Below are 18,868 nucleotides of genomic sequence, written 5' to 3'. Positions count from 1 at the left end.
GCAGACCGAGCGTCGCAGTCATGGGTGCCCTGCGCGACGTAGGCTGAGTCGGTGACGCAACCGGCCGGCATACCGCCCCTGACGTCTGCGGCGGGCCGCCCCGCGGCGAGCCGTCTGGCGACCTCGCGCACCCTGCCGCTCGAGACGCACGACCTCGGCACGTTCGACGACCTCGTCGACCTCGTCAGCGGGGGAGGGGTCGTCGTGCTGAGCGGCGCCGGACTGTCGACGGAGTCCGGCATCCCCGACTATCGCGGGCCCGACGGCACGCGCCGGGTCGAGCCGATGACCTATGGCGAGTTCGCCGGGTCGAGCGAGGCCCGGCGGCGCTACTGGGCCCGTAGCTACATCGGCTGGCAGCGCTTCAACGCCGCCGAGCCCAACGAGGGCCACCGTGTCGTCAGCGAGTTGCAGCGCAGCGGCTACGTCGACTCGGTCATCACGCAGAACGTCGACGGGCTGCACCAGGCGGCCGGAGCGCGCGACGTCGTCGAGCTGCACGGCTCGCTCGACCGAGCCGTCTGCCTGACCTGTGGTGAGGTGACCTCGCGGCTCGGGCTGCACGAGCGGATGAGCGAGGCCAACCCCGGCTTCATGGAGCGCTTCGCCGAGGCGGCCGCGGCCGTGGGGTCCCAGTGGGGCGAGCAGGTGCGTCCGGACGGCGACATCGTGCTCGAGGACTCCCTCGTCGAGTCCTTCCACACCCCTCGCTGCCTCGTCTGCGGCAACGACACCGTCAAGCCCGACGTCGTCTTCTTCGGCGAGTCGGTGCCGAAGACCGTTGTCGAGCAGTGCTTCTCGCTCGTGGAGGCGGCTGGTGCCGTGCTCGTGCTCGGGTCGTCGCTCGCCGTGATGAGCGGCTACCGCTTCGTGCGTCGCGCCCACCAGCGCGGGGTGCCCGTCGCCATCGTCACGCGATCGGCGACCCGTGGCGACGCCGAGGCCACCGTGCGGCTGCACGTGCCCCTCGGCTCCACGCTGACGGAGCTGCGCGGCGCCCTCGGTCACTGACCCGGGCTACTGCCTGACGCCCGTGACCTCGCGCGCCTCGGGGTGCTCCTCGTCGCCGAGATTCCACAGCTCGACGGTCTGCACGACCCAGTAGGCGCCGAAGAGCACGAGGATGACGACCTCGGCCACGAGCACGGTGAGGCCGAAGCCCGCCACCGCGAGGTGCAGCACCACCGTGAGCGCCAACAGTGCGCCGAGGATGATCGCGAGCGTGAGGTAGGTGCGTCGGTAGGCCGCCGCCTTGGCCCGCTCGGAGGCGCTCTGGCCGTGCCTCTGGTCGACGCGCACGGCGCTGCACACCATGACCGCGATCGCCCCCGCCACCATGGTCGAGGCGGCGACGCCGTGGGCGACCGCGATGAGCGGCCCGCGCAGCAAGGCCACGAGGACGAGCTCGACGACGACGATGCCGACGCAGACCAGCGAGAGCGCCACGACGCGACCAGACGGCGGCGCCTCCTGTCCGCGGCGCACGGAGCGCACCCGGATCGTAGCGATCACGGCGAGGGCAATGGTGGCCACGACGACGAGCGTCGGCACGCTGATGCCGACGCCGGCCGCGATCTCGTCGGTGGACTGGTCGAAGGCGCTGGGTCCGCACCGGCCGTCCGGGACGGTCGGCACGGCGGCGACGAGCAGCGCCATGAAGCCGGAGAAGTCGAGCAGGACGTTCTCCTCGGCCGAGTGTCCCTCGTAGGCCAGCAGGGCGATCCCCAGGGCGCAGAGAGTGCCGACGAACGCCGTGCGGGCGGGCGTGAAGTAGTAGGCGCTGATCGAGCCGAGCCAGCAGGATGCACCGGTGCCGAGCCACCACTGGAGGACGACGGAGACCAGCAGGGCGAGGAGCAGACTCACCATTGCGCCGCGCAGGTAGCGGTAGGTCTGCACCACGTCGCGCGAGTGCGTCACGGAGGTGCGCACCCGGAGTCAGAGACGGCGCAGGACGGCGGTGACCTTGCCGAGGATCGTGGCGTGGTCGCCGTCGATCGGGTCGAACGCCGGGTTGTGCGGCAGGAGCCACACGTGACCGTCCTTGCGCTTGAACGTCTTGACGGTGGCCTCGTTGTCGAGCAGGGCCGCGACGATCTCGCCGTTCTCGGCCGTCTGCGATCGCGAGACGACGACCCAGTCGCCGTCGCAGATCGCGGCCTCGACCATCGAGTCGCCGACGACCTTGAGGAGGAAGAGCTCGCCCTCGCCGACGAGCTGCTTGGGCAGGGGGAAGACGTCGTCGACGACCTCCTCGGCCGTGATCGGCACACCGGCGGCGATGCGGCCGAGCACGGGCACGTAGGCCGCCTGCGGGCGGGCGTCGCCGGAGTCGGTCTCGAGGTCGTGACGGCTCGCCTGCTGGACGCTCGGGGAGGCGATGTCGATGACGTCGCCACCGCGGTGGCGCAGCTCCGCCGGGGTGGTGTCGGGCGAGACGATCTCGAGAGCGCGGGGCCGGTTGGGGTCGCGACGCAGGTAGCCCTTGGAGACGAGGGCGTTGAGCTGGTGGGAGACGCTCGAGGGACTGGCCAGACCGACGGCGTCACCGATCTCGCGCATGCTCGGCGGGTAGCCCCGACGGTCGACCGAGTTGCGGATGACCTCCAGCACACGCCGCTGGCGCACGGTCAGGCCGTCGCCCTTGTCGCGGTCGGGAAACTCGGTCACGCCCATGAACATCCCCTTGTGGTGTGTGCCGCCAGGTCTGGAACCGGCGATGTGAGGCCAGTGTCAGTGGTGGCTGGTGAGGTGTGTGGTGTGAGGAAAGACTATGAGATTCGAACAGAGTTGCCAAACATCTGTTCGAGGCGTGTCTCGACTTCATCGAACAGGCGTGCTACAAATCGTACAGACGTTCGATCGAACACCCGTTCCCCCACGTCCTACCGCCGCACCGCTCCACCGCACAGGTCACACCACCGGGAGGTCACCATGAGCGCCATCGCACACCACGCACCGACCATCGAGCGGGGCGAGCGCCGTGCGCACCTCGTGCTGCTGCCGACCGGTCGCGATGCCGTGCAGGCTGCGCGTGCGGCTCGATCGGGGCGCACGGCCCGAGCAGCCGGCCTGACGAACCCGCCGCTGCGGCTCACCCGCCTCGGCCGGCTCGTCGTGACGCTGATCGTCGCAACCGCTGTCGCGCTGTTGGGCGTCGGTCTGGCGGGCCAGCTCGCCACGGCCAGCTCTGCGCCCCGGCCCGTGACCGTCGTGTCGGGTGACACTCTCTCTCAGATCGCCGCTCGCGAGCTGCCGGGTCTCCCGATCTCCGACGCGGTCATCGAGATCCAGCTCGCCAACGGGCTCTCCACCAGCCAGATCCACGCCGGTCAGACTCTGCTCGTCCCGACGCCGTGACCGGCTGACCCCCCGACGGCCGCGTTGGCTCCACCATCAGCGGCTGGTGTGCGACGGCGATTCGACCCCGCCTCAGCGCGCCCGGGACGCCGCACCCTCTCCGGAGGGTGCGGCGTTCTGCTGTCCGCGGCTCCCGCTGCTGTCCGGACGTCGAGCTCGACGAGAGGGCGGCGCCCTGTGGACGGCGTCTGCCGTCGGCTGTCGTGCTGTGGACGCCGCTGAGCACCGATTCCCTTGCCTCCCTAGCGTGCTCGCAAGAGGAAGGAGCAGGAGATGCAGTTCAGGGTGGAGACGGACGGCCTGCGTGAGAGCGCGGCCGCCATCGAGGAGGTGCTGGCCCGACTCGAACGCGTGAGGGTCGCAGACGAGCTCGCGCCCGTGGGGTCGGCCTTTCGAGGCGGCGAGAGCGCGACCGCGTCGGGGCGGGCCTGTGCGGCGTGGAACGCGCGCCTGTCGGGGCTGCGCTCGAGGGTGCGCGCCACGGGCGCGGCACTCGACGTGGCGGCGGCCGGCTATGACGCCGTGGAACAGGTCGCGAGGCGAGCGTTGACCGTTCCGGGCCCGCAGGCACCGACCGCGCCCGGGTCCGCGGCGACGTGACGGGGATCAGTGTCGCGGCCCTGCGCGCTGCCCGCCCGGAGGTGCCCTCGGCGGTGGCCAGCGGCATCGAAGCGCACCGGCGGACGGTGACGAGCGGCATCGAGACGATGCTGCGGGGGCGGTCGACGGCCATGTCCGGCCCTGGCGCCGGCGGGATCGGGTCGCTCTCCCGGTGGTCGGGGCCGGCCTCCACCGCAGCCGCGGGCCGGTTCAGCGCCCTCGCCGATGAGCTGACCCGTCTCGGCCGCGATCTCGCCGTCTGCTCGCAGGCACTGAGCCACGCCGGCCTGCGCCTGCGGGCCGCCCTGGGCCTGCTCGCCCGGGCTGAGGCCCGGGCGGGGGAGCGCGGTGCTCAGGTGACGGAGGTTGGGGCACTCGTCGTGCCAGCGCGACCGCCGAGGGGTGACCCGGTTCTCGATGCGCACGAGGCGCGCGAGGACGCGTTGATGCGTGAGGAGGTGACGGCATACCTCCGCCAGGCCGAGCGCGTGGCGACGGAGACCGACGTCGAGCTCGCGCGACACCTCCTCGAGTCGGCGGCCGGCTGCTCCGCGCCGGGGGAGCGGGGCGTGCTCGCGACGCTTGCGCCGCCGGCCGTGTCGGGTTCGGCAGCGCTGCCGCCTGGTGACGTGTTCGCCAACGCGGCGTGGTGGCGCAGCCTGACGAGTGAGGAGCGCGGGGTGCTCGTGCGCGAGCACCCCGAGTGGGTCGGGCCCCGAGACGGGGTGTCCGCGGCAGACCGTGACCAGGCCAACCGCATCCTCCTCGACCGGGCAGAGCGAGTGGCACTCGCCCGCCTCGCCGCCCTGGAGGCGGGTGGGGAGCCGCTGCCCGAGGAGGTCGGGGCCGCGGGGACGGCCGTACTCGCTCTGGGGCTGTCCGAACGGGCCGGGGCGATCGAGCTCGTCAGAAGGCGGCTCAGCGCGCTGCGGGCCGTCCGGGGCGTGCTGGCCCGTCAGGACGGCGCGCGCCGCCGACTGCTGCTGCTCGACGTGACGGGGCGACACCCCAAGGCGGCTGTCGCCATCGGCGAGGTCGACACCGCACCGCACGTCGCCACCTTCGTGGGGGGCTTCACGACGACTGTGGGCGGCGACCTCGACCGCTACGACCGCGACCTCGCGCGGCTGCGGTCGACCTCGTCGGGGATGGCTCACGGAGACGTGGCGGTGGTGACCTGGCTCGGCTACGCGGCGCCGCAGACCGACGAGGTGCTCACTCCATCACGCACGGTTCTCTCCTCGCGGGTGGCCGCCCGTGGGGGCGAGGAGCTGGTGGCCTTCGTGACCGGGCTCGACGCCTCTCGGGCGGTGCCCGCCGACCAGAGCGTCCTCGCGCACTCGTACGGCTCGGTCGTGCTCTCGTTCGCCCTGCGACGCCCGACCGGCATCGACCGGGCGGCCCTGTTCGGGTCTCCCGGAACCGGCGGCGCCGTTCGCTCCATCGTCGACACCGGGCTCAAGCCGGGCGGGTTCAGCGTGCTCGGCTCCATCGATGACCCCGTCGTGGCGAGCGGGCGCCTCGTTCTCGGGCCCTCTGCTGCGTCGGTCGCGGGCGCGCGGACGCTGTCGACCTACGCGCCGGGGGCCGCGGGCACGGAGGGAGCCCGCCGCACGTCGCGCGGCCACTCCGACTATCTCAAGGCCGGCAGCGACAGCGCGTTCAACCTCGCGGCCGTCGTCGCCGGGCGCGGTGATGCGACCGTCGCCGAGTCGGCGGCGGAGAAGGCCCGAAAGGGCCGATCCTGACGCCAGATGGGGGGTGGAGGCGACGGCTCGACCCCTAGATGTAGTGGCGACACGCCGTGACTGCTGTGACAGCTGGTGCGTTTGTGCAGGTCAGCGACCCGACGCGCCGAATCGCTCCGGTGTGCTTGCGGTCTCGGTCACACCGCGCTTACAGTTACCCCTACATCTAGTAGTTACACGGATGTAAGACGTCCACATGTAGTCCCCAAGTGTGAGGGGGTTACCCACACGTCGTCCCCAGGTCATCCCCAGCACGACCCCTGATCTGTCCACAGGCCCGCGCCGGGCCCACGAACACCGGCGCGGGTCTGTGGGCCCGATCAGGAGCCGGGCGGGCGGCATACCGGATGGCGTGAGGACGTTTCACGAGAGCGCTCAGGGGAAGGGAAGGTGGCCGACGTGTACTGCCCGTTCTGTCGCCACACCGACTCGCGAGTCATCGACTCGCGCACCACGGACGACGGCGCGGCGATCCGTCGCCGGCGCCAGTGCCCGGAGTGCAACCGCCGCTTCACGACGCTCGAGACCTCGAGCCTCAGCGTCATGAAGCGGTCCGGGGCGTCCGAGCCGTTCAGCCGCGCCAAGGTGCTCTCCGGGGTCCGCAAGGCCTGCCAGGGCCGACCGGTCACGGAGGACGACCTCGCGCTGCTCGCCCAGAAGGTCGAGGAGACCATCAGGGCGCAGGGCAACGCCGAGATCGAGGCGCACGAGGTCGGCATGGCCGTCCTCGAGCCGCTCCGCGAGCTCGACGAGGTCGCCTACCTCAGGTTCGCCAGCGTGTACCAGGGCTGGGAGAGCCTCGAGGACTTCGAAGGAGCGATCGCCCTCCTTCGGGCCGAGCGCGACGCGGTCGGGGAGGAGCCCGCGGGCTCCACCCCACTCGGCGCGCCGCGGTAGCCGCACACATCGCGGACATCGCGGAGCACGCACCACCACCCTCCACGAACACATCGTCGAAGAGCCAAGGGGACTGTCAGACCCCGGCGAGACACTGGCACGGACGAGACGAGCACGAAGCCCATCGGGCCCCGGCGGGGGGCCCACCACGGTCAGGGAGGCCGCAGGACATGACGGAGATCGGTAACCGGAGCTCACGCTCGAAGGCAGGCGCCAAGGGCGTCAAGGTCGAGCGCATCTACACCACCCCAGGAGTTCACCCGTACGACGAGGTGACGTGGGAGAAGCGCGACGTCGTCCAGCAGAACTGGAAGACCGGTGTCACGATCTTCGAGCAGCGCGGCGTCGAGTTCCCGGACTTCTGGTCGGTGAACGCGAGCACCATCGTCACGACCAAGTACTTCCGCGGCGCGGTGGGCACCGCGGCCCGTGAGAGCTCGCTCAAGCAGCTCATCGACCGGGTCGTGCTGACCTACGTCGCCGCCGGCAAGAGCAACGGCTACTTCGCCTCTGCGGAGGACGCTGAGATCTTCGAGCACGAGCTGACGTGGGCGCTGCTGCACCAGGTCTTCTCGTTCAACTCGCCGGTGTGGTTCAACGTCGGCACGAAGAGCCCGCAGCAGGTCTCGGCCTGCTTCATCCTCTCGGTCGACGACTCGATGGACTCGATCCTCAACTGGTACAAGGAAGAGGGGAAGATCTTCCAGGGCGGCTCCGGCGCCGGCCTCAACCTCTCGCGCATCCGCTCCTCCAAGGAGCTGCTGAGCAGCGGCGGCACGGCCTCGGGCCCGGTCTCCTTCATGCGTGGCGCCGACGCCTCCGCCGGCACCATCAAGTCCGGCGGCGCCACGCGCCGCGCGGCCAAGATGGTCGTGCTCGACGTCGACCACCCCGACATCGAGGAGTTCGTCGAGACCAAGGCGCGCGAGGAGGACAAGATCCGTGCGCTGCGCGACGCCGGGTTCGACATGGACCTCGGCGGCAAGGACATCGTCTCCGTCCAGTACCAGAACGCCAACAACTCGGTCCGCGTCAACGACGAGTTCATGAAGGCGGTCGAGGAGGGCACCGAGTTCGGTCTGCGCTCGCGCCTCGACGGCTCGGTCATCGACACCGTCGACGCCCGTGAGCTCTTCGGCAAGATCGCCAAGGCGGCGTGGGAGTGCGCCGACCCGGGCATCCAGTACGACGACACGATCAACGCCTGGCACACGAACCCGGAGACCGGCCGCATCACGGCCTCCAACCCGTGCTCGGAGTACATGTCGCTCGACAACTCCTCGTGCAACCTCGCCTCGCTCAACCTGCTGAAGTTCCTGCGCGACGACGACACCTTCGACGCCGTGACCTTCCAGAAGGTCGTCGAGCTCGTCATCACGGCGATGGACATCTCCATCTGCTTCGCCGACTTCCCGACCGAGCCGATCGGCGAGACGACGCGCAACTACCGCCAGCTCGGCATCGGCTACGCCAACCTCGGCGCGCTGCTCATGGCGACCGGTCACGGCTACGACTCCGAGGGTGGCCGTTCGCTCGCTGCCTCGATCACGTCGCTGCTCACCGGTGCCGCGTACAAGCGCTCGGCCGAGATGGCCGCGGTCGTCGGGGCGTACGCCGGGTACGCCCGCAACGCCGACGCCCACAAGCGCGTTATGCGCAAGCACCAGGCTGCCAACGACAACATCAAGACGCTCGACGCGATGGACTCCGACATCCACAAGCTCGCGACGAAGGCGTGGGACGACGTCATCAAGCTCGGCGAGAAGAGCGGCTACCGCAACGCCCAGGCGTCGGTGCTCGCTCCGACCGGCACCATCGGCTTCATGATGGACTGCGACACGACCGGCATCGAGCCGGACTTCTCGCTCGTGAAGTTCAAGAAGCTCGTCGGCGGCGGCTCGATGCAGATCGTCAACCTGACGATCCCGCGCGCCCTCAAGAAGCTCGGCTACCAGCAGGAGTCGATCGAGGCCATCGTCGAGTACATCGCCGACAAGGGCCACGTCATCGACGCCCCCGGCCTCAAGCCCGAGCACTACGAGGTCTTCGACACCGCCATGGGGGCGCGCTCGATCTCGGCCATGGGCCACGTGCGCATGATGGCCGCGACGCAGCCCTTCCTCTCGGGCGCCATCAGCAAGACGGTCAACCTGCCCGAGGACGCAACCGTCGAGGAGATCGAGGACGTCTACCTCCAGGGCTGGAAGCTCGGCCTCAAGGCGCTCGCCGTCTACCGCGACAACTGCAAGGTGGGCCAGCCCCTGTCTGACGGCGGCTCGACTGCCAAGGACAAGAAGGACGCCTCCGACGCCGCGGCCGCCGAGGTCAAGGTCGAGAAGGTCATCGAGTACCGCCCGGTCCGTCGCCGTCTGCCCAAGCGCCGCACGTCGCAGACGACGTCGTTCGCGGTCGGAGGCGCCGAGGGCTACCTCACGGCCGGCACCTACGACGACGCCCAGCTCGGCGAGATCTTCCTGAAGTTCGGCAAGCAGGGCTCGACCCTGGCCGGCGTGATGGACGCCTTCTCGATCGCCGTCTCCATCGGCCTGCAGTACGGCGTGCCGCTCGAGACGTTCGTCGAGAAGTTCACCAACCTGCGCTTCGAGCCCGCCGGCCTGACCGACGACCCCGACGTGCGCATGGCGCAGTCGATCATGGACTACGTCTTCCGTCGTCTGGCCCTCGACTACCTCGACTTCGACACCCGCTCCTTCATGGGCATCCACACGGCTGCCGAGCGGGCCCGCCAGGTCGAGACCGGTTCCTACGAGGCCGACTCGGACGACTCCGACGAGGACCTCGAGGACGAGCTGGAGACCCTCCAGCAGTCGGCTCCCGTCGCGAGGAAGGCGCCCGAGGCGAAGCCCGACGACAAGGGCGAGCTCAAGGCCTCCGAGGTGAAGTCCGGAGCCGGCGCGGCCTCGGCCCGCGAGATCTCGAGCGAGGTGCACAGCTCGGCAGAGCTGCTCGAGAAGTTCGGCGGCATCACGGCGGACGCCCCGATCTGCATGACCTGCGGCACGAAGATGCGTCCCGCCGGCTCCTGCTACGTCTGCGAGGGCTGCGGAAGCACCAGCGGCTGCAGCTGACCACGCTGTATCGATCGTGAGGGGGTGGCCCACTAGGGCCACCCCCTCACGGCTTTCCCGGGGTTCCGGGGCGGCCTCACGTGCGACGCGCCTGCGATGGGGCGGACTTTCGACTCTTGTCGCCTCTCCTGGCCCGTCACGAGACTCGCAGCATGAGCACGAACCAGCCGACGTCTGCTGCGGGTTGGTATCCCGACCCGAAGGGGCGCGCGTCGCTTCGGTACTGGAGCGGGCAGGACTGGTCTGGGTGGACCTCGGACGGGACCACCATGACCGACGAGGGCCCGGGACCACGAAGGCGGGTCGACCTGACGGACATGGGGCATCTCGACTTCGTCGAAGGGGTATTCCTCGAGGAGGCGCGTGCGAGGGGCTGCCTGACCGGAGGGCAGGACATCGTCCTTTCCGAGCTCGTCACCCAGCTGAGGGCCGAGGCCGCGGGTGTGACGGCGGACGGCTTCGCTCGGGCGAGCGGCCAGCGCGCGGCCGCGTCATCCGGCACGACGGTCGCAGTCGCGCCACCGTCGACTGCAGTGCAGTCGACCGCAGTGCAGTCGACGGCGGTGGAGCCGACCATGTTGGACGAGATGTTGGCTCGCGTGGACGCCTCGTCACCCAGCGCCACCACGCCCTCACTCAGGGGTGGTCCACCCACCCGGCCCGTTGCCCCAGCGCGCCCAAAGCCGCCCTCGGCCTTCGCGCTGTGGTGGGGACGCACGCGACAGGCCGTGGGCTCCGACCTCGCCGTCCACGGGCTCGCCTACCTCGGCGTCCTGCTCTTCTTCGTGGGGGCCTTCGGTCTGGTCGCCTTCGCCTTCGGCGACGTCGCGCCCGCGCTACGTCCGGTGGCCGAGTCCGTGATCGCACTGGCGCCCTTCGCGGCCGGCGCGCTCCTGCGCCGCCGAGGCGCCACCGTCGTCGGCCGCGCACTCGAGGTCGCGGGGGGACTGCTGCTGCCCGTCATGGTGATCACCACCTTCCTCGACGGGGTTGCCTTCCCGCCGGACCTCGAGGGGCCGGCACTCGCGGTCACCCTCACCGTGCTCATGGTGCTCGTGGCAGTCGGGTATGCCGTGTGGTCCCGCCGCTACCCGGACAGCGCGCTGCGCTTCCTCGTCGCGCCCGTCGGGTGGTTGGCCGTGGCGATGGCCACCCTGGGGGTGGGGCGAGAGATGCCGGTCGGTCGCGAGGTGGCGACGCCGAGCTCAGCCCAGTGCGCTGCCATGCTCGGCGCGCTCGTTGCCACGGCAGCGTGGGCCCGGTTGCGCCCGCGGGCTCGCCTTGCGGGGCCGACGACCGCGGTGACTCCTCCCGGTCTCGCCGTGATCTCCGCCCTCGCCGTGCTCAGCTGGATCGCGGAGGGATGGCCCGGCATACCGGTGCTCTTGTCCGGCGCCTTCGTCCTCGTGGCGCTCGAGATCGTGGCCGACCGGCTCTCACCGGCTCTGCTCGGGCTCATCGAACCCCTGTGGTGGACGCTCGTCGTCGTGGGGTTGGCGCAGGACTCCGTGGCTCTGCCTGGTGGCGAAGGCGCCGTGGCAGCCCTCGCCGCGGTCGGCTTCGTGGGCATTCTCGACGTTGCCGGATCTGCCCGCCGGACCGGCCTGGCCCTGGCATTGCCGGCCCTGGGCGCGGTGCTGTCGTTGAGTGCCACGTGGGTCGAGCCGTGGTGGGCCGTCGCCTCGCTCGGCATTGCCGCGGTCTGGACTGCCCTGCGTCGGATCACCCCCTTCGACGTGCCCGCAGCAGCGGCTGCACTGGACGTTGCGACAGCGGCTCTGCCGGTCGCTGCCGTCGCAGCCCTGGCCCTGGCCACGGACGTGCCGACCGCCGCGCTCGCCGGAGCCGCACTCGTCCTCCTTGCGACCGTTCCTGCGCGCGGACAGCTGCTCGACAGGTCGCTCGGTGATCCCTACTGGGCCCGGTGGTGGGCGGGCGCATGCGCCCTCGTCGCTCTTGTCGCGCTCGCAGCCTGGGAGAGCCTGCCAGGACTGAGCGTGCGCGAGGAGTGGCTGCTCGCCGCCACCCTGGTGCTGCTGTCCGTCTCCTCGGCCTTCGGCCCGATGGACCGCCGCGTGCGTCCCCCCGTCGTCACGGCGCTCGCCAGCGCCACGTGGGTCGTGGCTGCCGGCGCTGCGGCCGCGACCCAAGCGGTCGTCGTCACCTCGCTGGGCGTCGTGGGCCTCGCCCTGGTCATTGCCGCGCACGTGCCGTCACGGACGACGCGACGGGTCCACCTGGCGAGTCTCGGCCTGACCGGGCACGCGCTCGGAGCGGCCACGCTGCTGATGGCGCTCGGCACCGAGTGGGCACTCGTCGCCGCGACGGTGCTCGCCACCGCTGGCTGGTGCGTGACGGGATGGCTTGACAGCAAAGACCGCTCGGTCGTGGGGTCGGCGTTTGCAACGGTTCATCCCCCACTCAGGTGGGTGCCCCTCACGATCGCCGCGCTGGGGTTGCCGGCGAGCCTCTCGCTCGTCCTCGACCGCTCAGGGCTTCTCCCGTGGTCGAACCCGTGGTCGGTGACCGTTCTCGCCGGCATGGCGCTGGCGTATGCCGCCCTCACGCGGTTGAGCGTCCCCGGCCGGGTCGTCGTGACGGCGGCCTGGGCCGGCTTCGTTGGGTCGGTCGTTGCCGCGGTCGTTGGGGCAGTGGCGTTGGGGACGTCGGTGGCGGTCGCTGGGGGCGTTGGATCCAGTCGCCTGCCTGCCGCGGTCAGCGTCGCCGCCGTCTCGGCTGCCGTCGCCCTGATCAGGGCGCGGCAACGGCACCCGGTGATGATCTGGACGGCCTGGCTGGCGCTCACTCCGCTGGCCGGCCTGCTCGCCCTCGAGTTCTCGGGCTGGTTCGCCTCCTTGGCTGCGAGTCCCGCCACCGCCGTCTGTCTCGGTGCGGTCGGCGCGGTGCTGCTCGTCAGCGGTGCGGCGGCAGACCTGCGCGGTCGCTCCTGGACGCCCGTCATCGTGCCGATCCACGCCTGGGCCCGGCCACCGGTCATGCTCGGAGCCGGTCAGCTCGCGGTGAGCATCGCGCTGGCGGCCGCGGTCGTCACGACGGATGTGTCGGGCTGGGTGTTCGGGGGTGCGGCCGTGGCCGTCATCATGACGGCTGCGCTCTCGCGCGCCGGCATCCTTGGGGGCGCGGCCGTGCTGCTGGGCTGGTCGTCCGTCCTGGCTCTTGCCATCTCCTCCATCGAGTCGAAGCCGTGGATCGCTGTCGTGACCGCATTCGCTCTTCTCCTTGCGGCTGAGGGACTTTCGCGGCTTCCAGGTGAAGCGGTGTGGTGGCAGCGGTGGGACGCTCCGCTCCTGGTGGCTGCCGGCCCCGTCGCCCTCACGGCGCTCGTCGCTGCGAGCGGCGGACCTGCGTCTGCCGTGACCTTCGCCATGGTCGGGGGTGAGTCGATCGCCGTAGCGACCCGGTTGCGCAGAATCGTGGCGGTGGCTGTCGCGCTTGGCGCGGTCGGTGCAGCGCTCGTGCTCTGGGGTGCCGTGATCGCCGGTCCGGGCTGGCTCGCGCTGGCCCTCCTGTGCCTGTCGGCGAGCCTCAGCGCCTTGGCCCCCGTCGTCAGCAGTGCGGAGCTCCGCCTGACGCTGCAGATCGGGGGAGCGCTCGCCGCGCTGGGCGCTTGGCGTGTCGGAAGCGACTGGCTGATGCTCACGGACCAGCGGGCCGTCGACATCGCGGCCGTGGGCGCGGGCGTGCTTGCCGCCGCAGCCGGTGTGGCGGCCTGGCGCCCGCTCCTCCCTCGTTCGTGGGTGCTCGTCTGGGGAGGCATGGCGGTCGCCGTGGAGGCGGTCTGCGCCTGGGATGTCGTGGCCGTTGCGGGTCTCCTGCGCGACGATGTCGCGCCGAGCTGGCCGGTGGCGGCCGGACTGATCATCGTCGCGCTTGCTCTCGCGGGGGTCGCGCCCGTCGTCGGAATCGGCTGGCTGCGTGACGTGAGCGTCCCGTTCGGGCTCGCGTCCGTGTGGGTCGGTCTGCGTGTCACGGGCGCTTCCACACCCGCCGTCGTCCTGATCCTCCTGACACTCTCCGTCGTGAGCGCCGGGGCCATCGTGGCAGCGTCGCGGCGCGTGTCCATGGGCCCGTGGCGCCGACCGCTGATCCTGCTCGGCACGCTCACGACCCTGTCGGCGATCCTCGTCGCAGGGCTCTCTGACACCGGGCTGCTCGTACCAGCGCTCGCGGTCGCTGCGATCCAGGCCGCTGCGTGCGGTGTGGCCCTGCATCGCGTCCTGCTGCAGATGGCTGCCCCCGTCCTCGCGTTGTCGGCGTGGATCGTGTTCAGCCTCGACGCTCTCGACGGCAACCCGCAGTGGATGACGGTTCCGACCGGACTGGCCATCCTCGCGGTGGTCGCGCTGTGGAGGCGCGACCGCCAGGAGCGAGGAGGGGACGTCGCCGCGACCGAGATCGTCGTCCTCGAGCTCGTCGGGGTGGGCTTCCTCGTCGGGTCGGCGTGGGTCCAGACCTTCACGGAGACCCTGGCGTATGCCGCCCTAGCCGCAACCATCGGACTCGCCGTCGTTGGCTGGGGGGTCGTCACCAGAGTGCGCCGACGCGTAGCCGCCGGGGCCGTGATCATCGCGGTGAGCGTCGTGCTCCTGATCGGGGTGCCCCTCGTCGGGCTCCTGCCCAGCTGGCAGGGCGCCGGTCTCTGGGTGCTCATCGGTGGCCTGGGGCTGATCGCTGTTCTCATTGCGAGCATGCTCGAGCGGGGCAAGGCAGTGGCCCGAAAGACCATGACTCGCCTGGCGGAGGCAACAGCCGGCTGGGAGTGAGGCTGCAAGCACTCCTCGAGCCGCCCAACGGCGCGTGGTCAGCCGCGACCGGGCAGCCGGGCCTTGTCGAGTGCCGCAAGAAAAGTCGGGCGGCGCCGGTAGGTCTCACGCAGGTCCCGTAAGAGGGCGTCGAAGGCGTCAAGGGCGCCACCGGCGTCGTAGAAGGCACGCAACTCGACGAGCTGTGTGGCGATCTCGGCGTAGATGCGAGGGTTGGCCCGCTCGAGCTTGGGTCGAAGGGAGCGGAGGTGCAGCTCGACCGCCCGCATGGGGAGGGAGTCTCGGCTCGCCTCCGCCAGCTTCCACCATGCGTCACCCGGGCCGAACTCATCCGCGGCTGCCCACGCAGCATCGAGATCGCCGTCACGGAGGCTGATCTCGACGAGCGGCGCACCGTTTGCGTGCGGACGCTGCGCCGCGCGACGGGCCTCGTCGAGAGCCCAAGCGCGCTCGACCGACCCCAGACCCAAGCCATCAGCAAATCGCCCCAGCACGTCGTATGCCGCTGCGCTGGGTTGCCGCGCGAACGCCGTCCTCAGCACGGCCAGGGCGTCGTCCCGCCGGCCGTGAGCCAGGTACCTTCCGGCGACCTCCCCGGGGTCGAGCCAGTACCCGTTGCGGCGCCCGTATCCGCCTATCGTGCCCAGACGCTCGGCAGCCACGGCCCGATCGGTCCACGCGACCGCGTCCTCCTTGCGGCCCGAGGCAAGGAGGCGGTCGATCACGTCGCCATAGGCCAGCTTCTCCGGGTCGCGGGTGAGCACGGCGATGGCAGCGTCCACGTCCCCGTCGTGATCCGCCAGCTCGAGCAGCATCCGGTTGACGTCGAAGCGCTGCACGTGTGCAAGGCCGGCCTGCTCGGCATCCAGGTCGGCAACGCCCTTGCGGTAGACCTCGAGGCCCTTCTCGCCCATCGCCGGCGCGAACATGTCCAGTGGCGTATCGGGCCAGCCGGGGCTGTCCTTGCGGAACTTCAGCAGCCACCGGCCGAGCTTGACCTCGTCGGGCTGTCCTCGGACGCACGAGCGTGCGTAGAGGTGGGCAGCACGCTGGCACGCGTCAGCGATCACACCTCCCGAGTCGTCGGCCTGCAACGTCATGCGCCGCGTCGCTGTGAGCGCCTTGAGCAGCGCCGGGCGTGCAGCGTCGGCACCGCCACGCTCGATGAGCTTTTCCAGCTCGTCGAGGACCTCCTGGATCTCGGTGCCGATCTCGAAGGTGCGCCGGTAGTGGATGAAGCCCCGCGCAGACGTCGCCTGCCGGACCGCGTCCATCAGCTCCTCGGCGAGCGACGACAGGTCGCCGGTCGCGAGCGCGGCTCTCGACTCGAGCAGTCGGGCGGCCGCAGAACCCGTGGACGCCATCTCCAGGACGAGGTCGATCAGCTCGACGGCGTCCAGCGAAGCGAGGTATCGCTCGATCGGGGGCATGCTCGGGTCGAGCGTCGACACCGTGACTGAGTCGAGAGCAGCCAGCCCGACGGCGACCACGTGTGAGCACCATGAGTCCGGCTCGGCCCCTCGACACGAGCACGACCCGGTGAGTGCACCAGACGGCCACTCCACCGCGGCGGTGTGCACGCGCTCGGCCCGCACGCTCGCGACCGCCCGGCCGGGGTCGAGGCGCAGACCTCGGACGTCGTGGACCAAGTCCTGTCCCTGATCGAAGGCCCGATCTCCGGATGCCGCACGCAGGGTGGCCTCCGAGAGCACACCGTCGATCACCGTCGCCATGTGCACAGTCTGCCGAACACGGCATACGGACTGGGTCGGTGGACCCTCTCACTCGATGCGCGCGATGGGCGCCCCCTGGGTGACGACGGCCTCCTCGGCCACGAGCAGGTGGATGGTGCCCGCCACGGGCGCGGCGACGTCGGCCGACACCTTGTCGACCTGTACCTCCGCGATGAGCTGCTCGGCAGCGACAGCAGCACCGTCGCTGACGAACCACGTCGAGAGGATGCCCTCGGTGTCGGGTTTCTCCTTCGACAGGGGTGGGAAGAGGACGTCGGTCACAGCGCCAACGACCTGCGGATCGCAGCTTCGATGCGCTCCGGGCGGGGGAGGACGGCATACTCCAGCCCGTGGGCGTAAGGGATCGGGACGTCGGGCACGGCGACCCGGTGGACGGGCGCCTTGAGCATCGTCGGGTCGTGGTCGGTCACCGTGGCGACGACCTCACCGGACAGGCCGAACGACAGGTAGTCCTCGTCGACGACGACGAGGTGCCCGGTCTTGGCCACCGACGTGAGGATCGCCTCGCGGTCGAGCGGCACGAGGCTGCGCAGGTCGATGACCTCGACCTCGACGCCTTCTCCGGACAGCTTCTCGGCGACGTCGAGCGCGTGGTGCACCGACAGTGAGAGCGTCACGACGGTGACGTCCGTGCCGGGCCGAGCCACAGCGGCCTTGCCGATTGGCACGAGGTGCTCGCCGTCCGGCACGTCGCCGACGGACCGTGCGTTCTTCGCCATCCACGCGAGGCCCATCACACCCTTGTGGAACATGTAGACGACAGGGTTGTCGTCGCGGATCGCGGAGGTCATGAGGCCCTTGGCGTCGGCCGGGTTGCTCGGCACGACGACCTTCATGCCGGGCAGGTGGGCGAACGTGCCCCAGAGGCACTGCGAGTGCTGCGCGCCGTCGGAGTAGCCGCCGCCAACCGCCGTGGTGAGCACCATGGGCACCCTGACCTTGCCGCCGGACTCGAAGTGGATCTTGGCCATGTGGTTGTAGATCTGGTCGAGGCACACCCCCATGAAGTCGGCGAACATCAGCTCCACGATCGGCCGCATCCCTTCGACGGCGGCCCCGATGCCGAGCCCGATGAAGGCCGTCTCCGAGATGGGCGTGTCGATGACGCGCTCCGGGCCGAAGCGCGCGAGCAGGTCGGTGGTCGAGCTGAAGATGCCTCCGTAGGCGCCGACGTCCTCGCCGAGATAGACGACCGACGGGTCGCGCTCCATCTCCTGGGCAATGGCCTCGACCATGGCCTTCGACGTCGTGAGCCGGCTGGCATGCGGGGCGGGTGCGGTGGGGGTGTCTGTGATGGTCATCGTCGTCTCCTCAGGCGAACACGTGGGAGGTCGCCGACGCGGGGTCGGGCAACGGGCTGGACTTCGCGTAGGCGATCGCGTCCTCGACGCGCTCGGCAGCCGCGGCGCGGATGCGCTGGACGATCTCGTCGTCGAGCACTTCCGAATCGCGAAGCGCCTTCTCATAGCGGGGAATCGGGTCGTGCGAGGGCACGTCGGCCAGCTCTGGGCGATAGCCCTGCGCGTCGCCCTCGAAGTGGCCCCAGAGCCGCAGGGTGTGGACCTCGATGAGCGACGGTCCTGCCCCGGACCTCGCGCGTCCGACGGCACGGGCCGCCGCGGCATACACTGCCTCGACGTCGTTGTCCTCGACGCGTTCGCCCGGAATGCCATACGCCGCAGCACGATCCGCGTTGGACGGGATCGCGGTCGCAGCGTCGCGCGGCACCGAGATCGCCCAGTCGTTGTCCTCGACGACGAAGACGACCGGGAGCGACCAGCGGGCAGCGAGGTTGAGCGACTCGTGGAACGCGCCCTGGTTCGCGGCGCCCTCGCCGGTCACGGCGACAGCGATCCGGTCGGTCTGCTGGCGCTGGAAGGCAAAGGCCTGGCCCAGCGCCGGCGGGTAGCCCTCGGCGATGATCCCGGAGCAGGAGAAGTGGGTGGCCGGGTCGAAGAGGTGCATGTGACCTCCGCGCCCGCGCCCGAGGCCCGTCTCGCGACCGAAGATCTCGGCCGTCATCGCGCGAAGGTCCATCCCGTGCGCGATGGCGAGGTGGTGTGGACGGTGCGTCGCCGTCACCGCGTCGTCAGCCGTGAGGTGCGCGCACACGCCTGCCGCCACGGGCTCCTGCCCGGCCGAGAGGTGCATCTCGCCGGGCACGAGACCCTTGCCGATGTCGAAGCCCGGCCCCTTGTCGGCGTGGTACTCCCGGAGGATCGCCTCCTCGTAGGTGCGGCAGAGCACCATCGTCTCGAAGAGGGCGGTGCGGGTGGCGGCGTCGAGGGCACCCGCGGCCGACGAGGCCGAGGGGGCTGTCTCCGCGGTCGAGGTCGAGGGTTCGGCGTGCATCGTCATGACGTTCTCCAGATCCCCGGGGCTGGGGCTGGACTGCGTCGCATCAGCGAGGAGGAGCGACGCTCGTCCACAACCAGCGCGGGCGTCCCGGAGGGCCGACTGGCCACTTCCCACACTAGGCACCCCCTCGCGGCGAGGTCCACGAAACCGCGGACCCCGCCCCCTTTGCGCCGTATGCCGCGACGCTTGCCGTGTTGCTGCGCGACGGTGCCGTCGTGGGTGGAGGATGAGGGAGCCGGGTCAATGTCGCCCGGGCGCCCCGCTGCAGGAGGACTGTT

At 70.7% G+C, this 18,868-nt stretch carries 13 protein-coding genes and 1 pseudogene; 8 read left to right on the top strand and 6 right to left on the bottom strand.

The window, feature by feature from the left end:
- The first annotated feature begins 51 nt into the window (after positions 1-51).
- Positions 52-1,011, top strand: a complete 960-nt coding sequence (locus FHX52_RS07385; protein WP_141821250.1) for a Sir2 family NAD-dependent protein deacetylase — start codon at positions 52-54, stop codon at positions 1,009-1,011.
- A 6-nt stretch (positions 1,012-1,017) separates the two neighbouring features.
- Here the strand turns inward: FHX52_RS07385 and FHX52_RS07380 are convergent, their stop codons facing one another.
- Both FHX52_RS07380 and lexA read right to left on the bottom strand, forming a co-directional pair.
- Entirely contained in the window at positions 1,018-1,920 is a 903-nt protein-coding gene (locus tag FHX52_RS07380; protein WP_141821248.1) for a hypothetical protein, read from the bottom strand.
- A gap of 18 nt (positions 1,921-1,938) precedes the next feature.
- Positions 1,939-2,676: a transcriptional repressor LexA gene (lexA, locus tag FHX52_RS07375; protein WP_141821247.1), complete on the bottom strand. Its 738-nt coding sequence runs from the start codon at positions 2,674-2,676 to the stop codon at positions 1,939-1,941.
- Between the two features lie 258 nt (positions 2,677-2,934).
- On the opposite strand from lexA, the gene FHX52_RS07370 reads away from it, so the two are divergent.
- The 7 genes and pseudogenes from FHX52_RS07370 to FHX52_RS07345 all read left to right on the top strand — a co-directional run bounded on the left by FHX52_RS07370 (position 2,935) and on the right by FHX52_RS07345 (position 14,478).
- Entirely contained in the window at positions 2,935-3,360 is a 426-nt protein-coding gene (locus tag FHX52_RS07370) for a LysM peptidoglycan-binding domain-containing protein (protein WP_141821245.1), read from the top strand.
- A 273-nt stretch (positions 3,361-3,633) separates the two neighbouring features.
- The gene (locus tag FHX52_RS07365) at positions 3,634-3,960 is read left to right on the top strand and encodes a hypothetical protein (RefSeq protein WP_141821243.1); all 327 of its coding nucleotides are present in this window, start codon (positions 3,634-3,636) and stop codon (positions 3,958-3,960) included.
- The gene (locus FHX52_RS07360; RefSeq protein ID WP_141821241.1) at positions 3,957-5,708 is read left to right on the top strand and encodes an alpha/beta hydrolase; all 1,752 of its coding nucleotides are present in this window, start codon (positions 3,957-3,959) and stop codon (positions 5,706-5,708) included. Before FHX52_RS07365 ends, FHX52_RS07360 begins: the two co-directional genes overlap by 4 nt.
- Positions 5,709-6,107: 399 nt before the next feature.
- Entirely contained in the window at positions 6,108-6,605 is a 498-nt protein-coding gene (gene nrdR / locus FHX52_RS07355; RefSeq protein ID WP_141821239.1) for a transcriptional regulator NrdR, read from the top strand.
- A 170-nt stretch (positions 6,606-6,775) separates the two neighbouring features.
- The gene (locus FHX52_RS07350; RefSeq protein ID WP_141821237.1) at positions 6,776-9,694 is read left to right on the top strand and encodes a vitamin B12-dependent ribonucleotide reductase; all 2,919 of its coding nucleotides are present in this window, start codon (positions 6,776-6,778) and stop codon (positions 9,692-9,694) included.
- A gap of 152 nt (positions 9,695-9,846) precedes the next feature.
- Positions 9,847-9,942, top strand: a pseudogene (locus FHX52_RS24745) (DUF2510 domain-containing protein); the annotation flags it as partial.
- Between the two features lie 480 nt (positions 9,943-10,422).
- A complete protein-coding gene (locus tag FHX52_RS07345) occupies positions 10,423-14,478 on the top strand; it encodes a hypothetical protein (protein WP_246069657.1) in 4,056 nt (1,351 codons plus the stop codon).
- A 38-nt stretch (positions 14,479-14,516) separates the two neighbouring features.
- Here FHX52_RS07345 and FHX52_RS07340 read toward each other — a convergent pair whose 3' ends face one another.
- The 4 genes from FHX52_RS07340 to FHX52_RS07325 are packed head-to-tail and all read right to left on the bottom strand — an operon-like array spanning position 14,517 to position 18,590.
- The gene (locus FHX52_RS07340) at positions 14,517-16,211 is read right to left on the bottom strand and encodes a DUF6880 family protein (protein ID WP_141821233.1); all 1,695 of its coding nucleotides are present in this window, start codon (positions 16,209-16,211) and stop codon (positions 14,517-14,519) included.
- Positions 16,212-16,259: 48 nt separating this feature from the next.
- Complete coding sequence (locus FHX52_RS07335; RefSeq protein WP_141821231.1) at positions 16,260-16,493, bottom strand: lipoyl domain-containing protein; 234 nt, start codon at positions 16,491-16,493, stop codon at positions 16,260-16,262.
- Positions 16,490-17,533 (bottom strand): alpha-ketoacid dehydrogenase subunit beta, encoded by a 1,044-nt coding sequence (locus FHX52_RS07330; RefSeq protein ID WP_141821229.1) that lies wholly within the window; start codon positions 17,531-17,533, stop codon positions 16,490-16,492. The genes FHX52_RS07335 and FHX52_RS07330 overlap by 4 nt, the downstream gene beginning before the upstream one ends.
- Positions 17,534-17,543: 10 nt before the next feature.
- Positions 17,544-18,590, bottom strand: a complete 1,047-nt coding sequence (locus FHX52_RS07325; RefSeq protein ID WP_246069656.1) for a thiamine pyrophosphate-dependent dehydrogenase E1 component subunit alpha — start codon at positions 18,588-18,590, stop codon at positions 17,544-17,546.
- Between the last annotated feature and the right edge of the window lie 278 nt (positions 18,591-18,868).

It is taken from the genome of Humibacillus xanthopallidus (assembly GCF_006717145.1).
In the GTDB taxonomy this organism is placed as follows: domain Bacteria; phylum Actinomycetota; class Actinomycetes; order Actinomycetales; family Dermatophilaceae; genus Humibacillus; species Humibacillus xanthopallidus.
Note: the sequence above shows the minus strand (reverse complement) of the source record. Positions and strands in the feature narration are given on the sequence as shown.

Coding starts and splice junctions, on each gene's coding strand:
- FHX52_RS07365 (WP_141821243.1), top strand. CDS start 3,634: ATGCAGTTCAGGGTGGAGACGGACGGCCTGCGTGAGAGCGCGGCCGCC.
- FHX52_RS07340 (WP_141821233.1), bottom strand. CDS start 16,211: ATGGCGACGGTGATCGACGGTGTGCTCTCGGAGGCCACCCTGCGTGCG.
- FHX52_RS07370 (WP_141821245.1), top strand. CDS start 2,935: ATGAGCGCCATCGCACACCACGCACCGACCATCGAGCGGGGCGAGCGC.
- FHX52_RS07330 (WP_141821229.1), bottom strand. CDS start 17,533: ATGACCATCACAGACACCCCCACCGCACCCGCCCCGCATGCCAGCCGG.
- FHX52_RS07350 (WP_141821237.1), top strand. CDS start 6,776: ATGACGGAGATCGGTAACCGGAGCTCACGCTCGAAGGCAGGCGCCAAG.
- FHX52_RS07325 (WP_246069656.1), bottom strand. CDS start 18,590: ATGACGATGCACGCCGAACCCTCGACCTCGACCGCGGAGACAGCCCCC.
- lexA (WP_141821247.1), bottom strand. CDS start 2,676: ATGGGCGTGACCGAGTTTCCCGACCGCGACAAGGGCGACGGCCTGACC.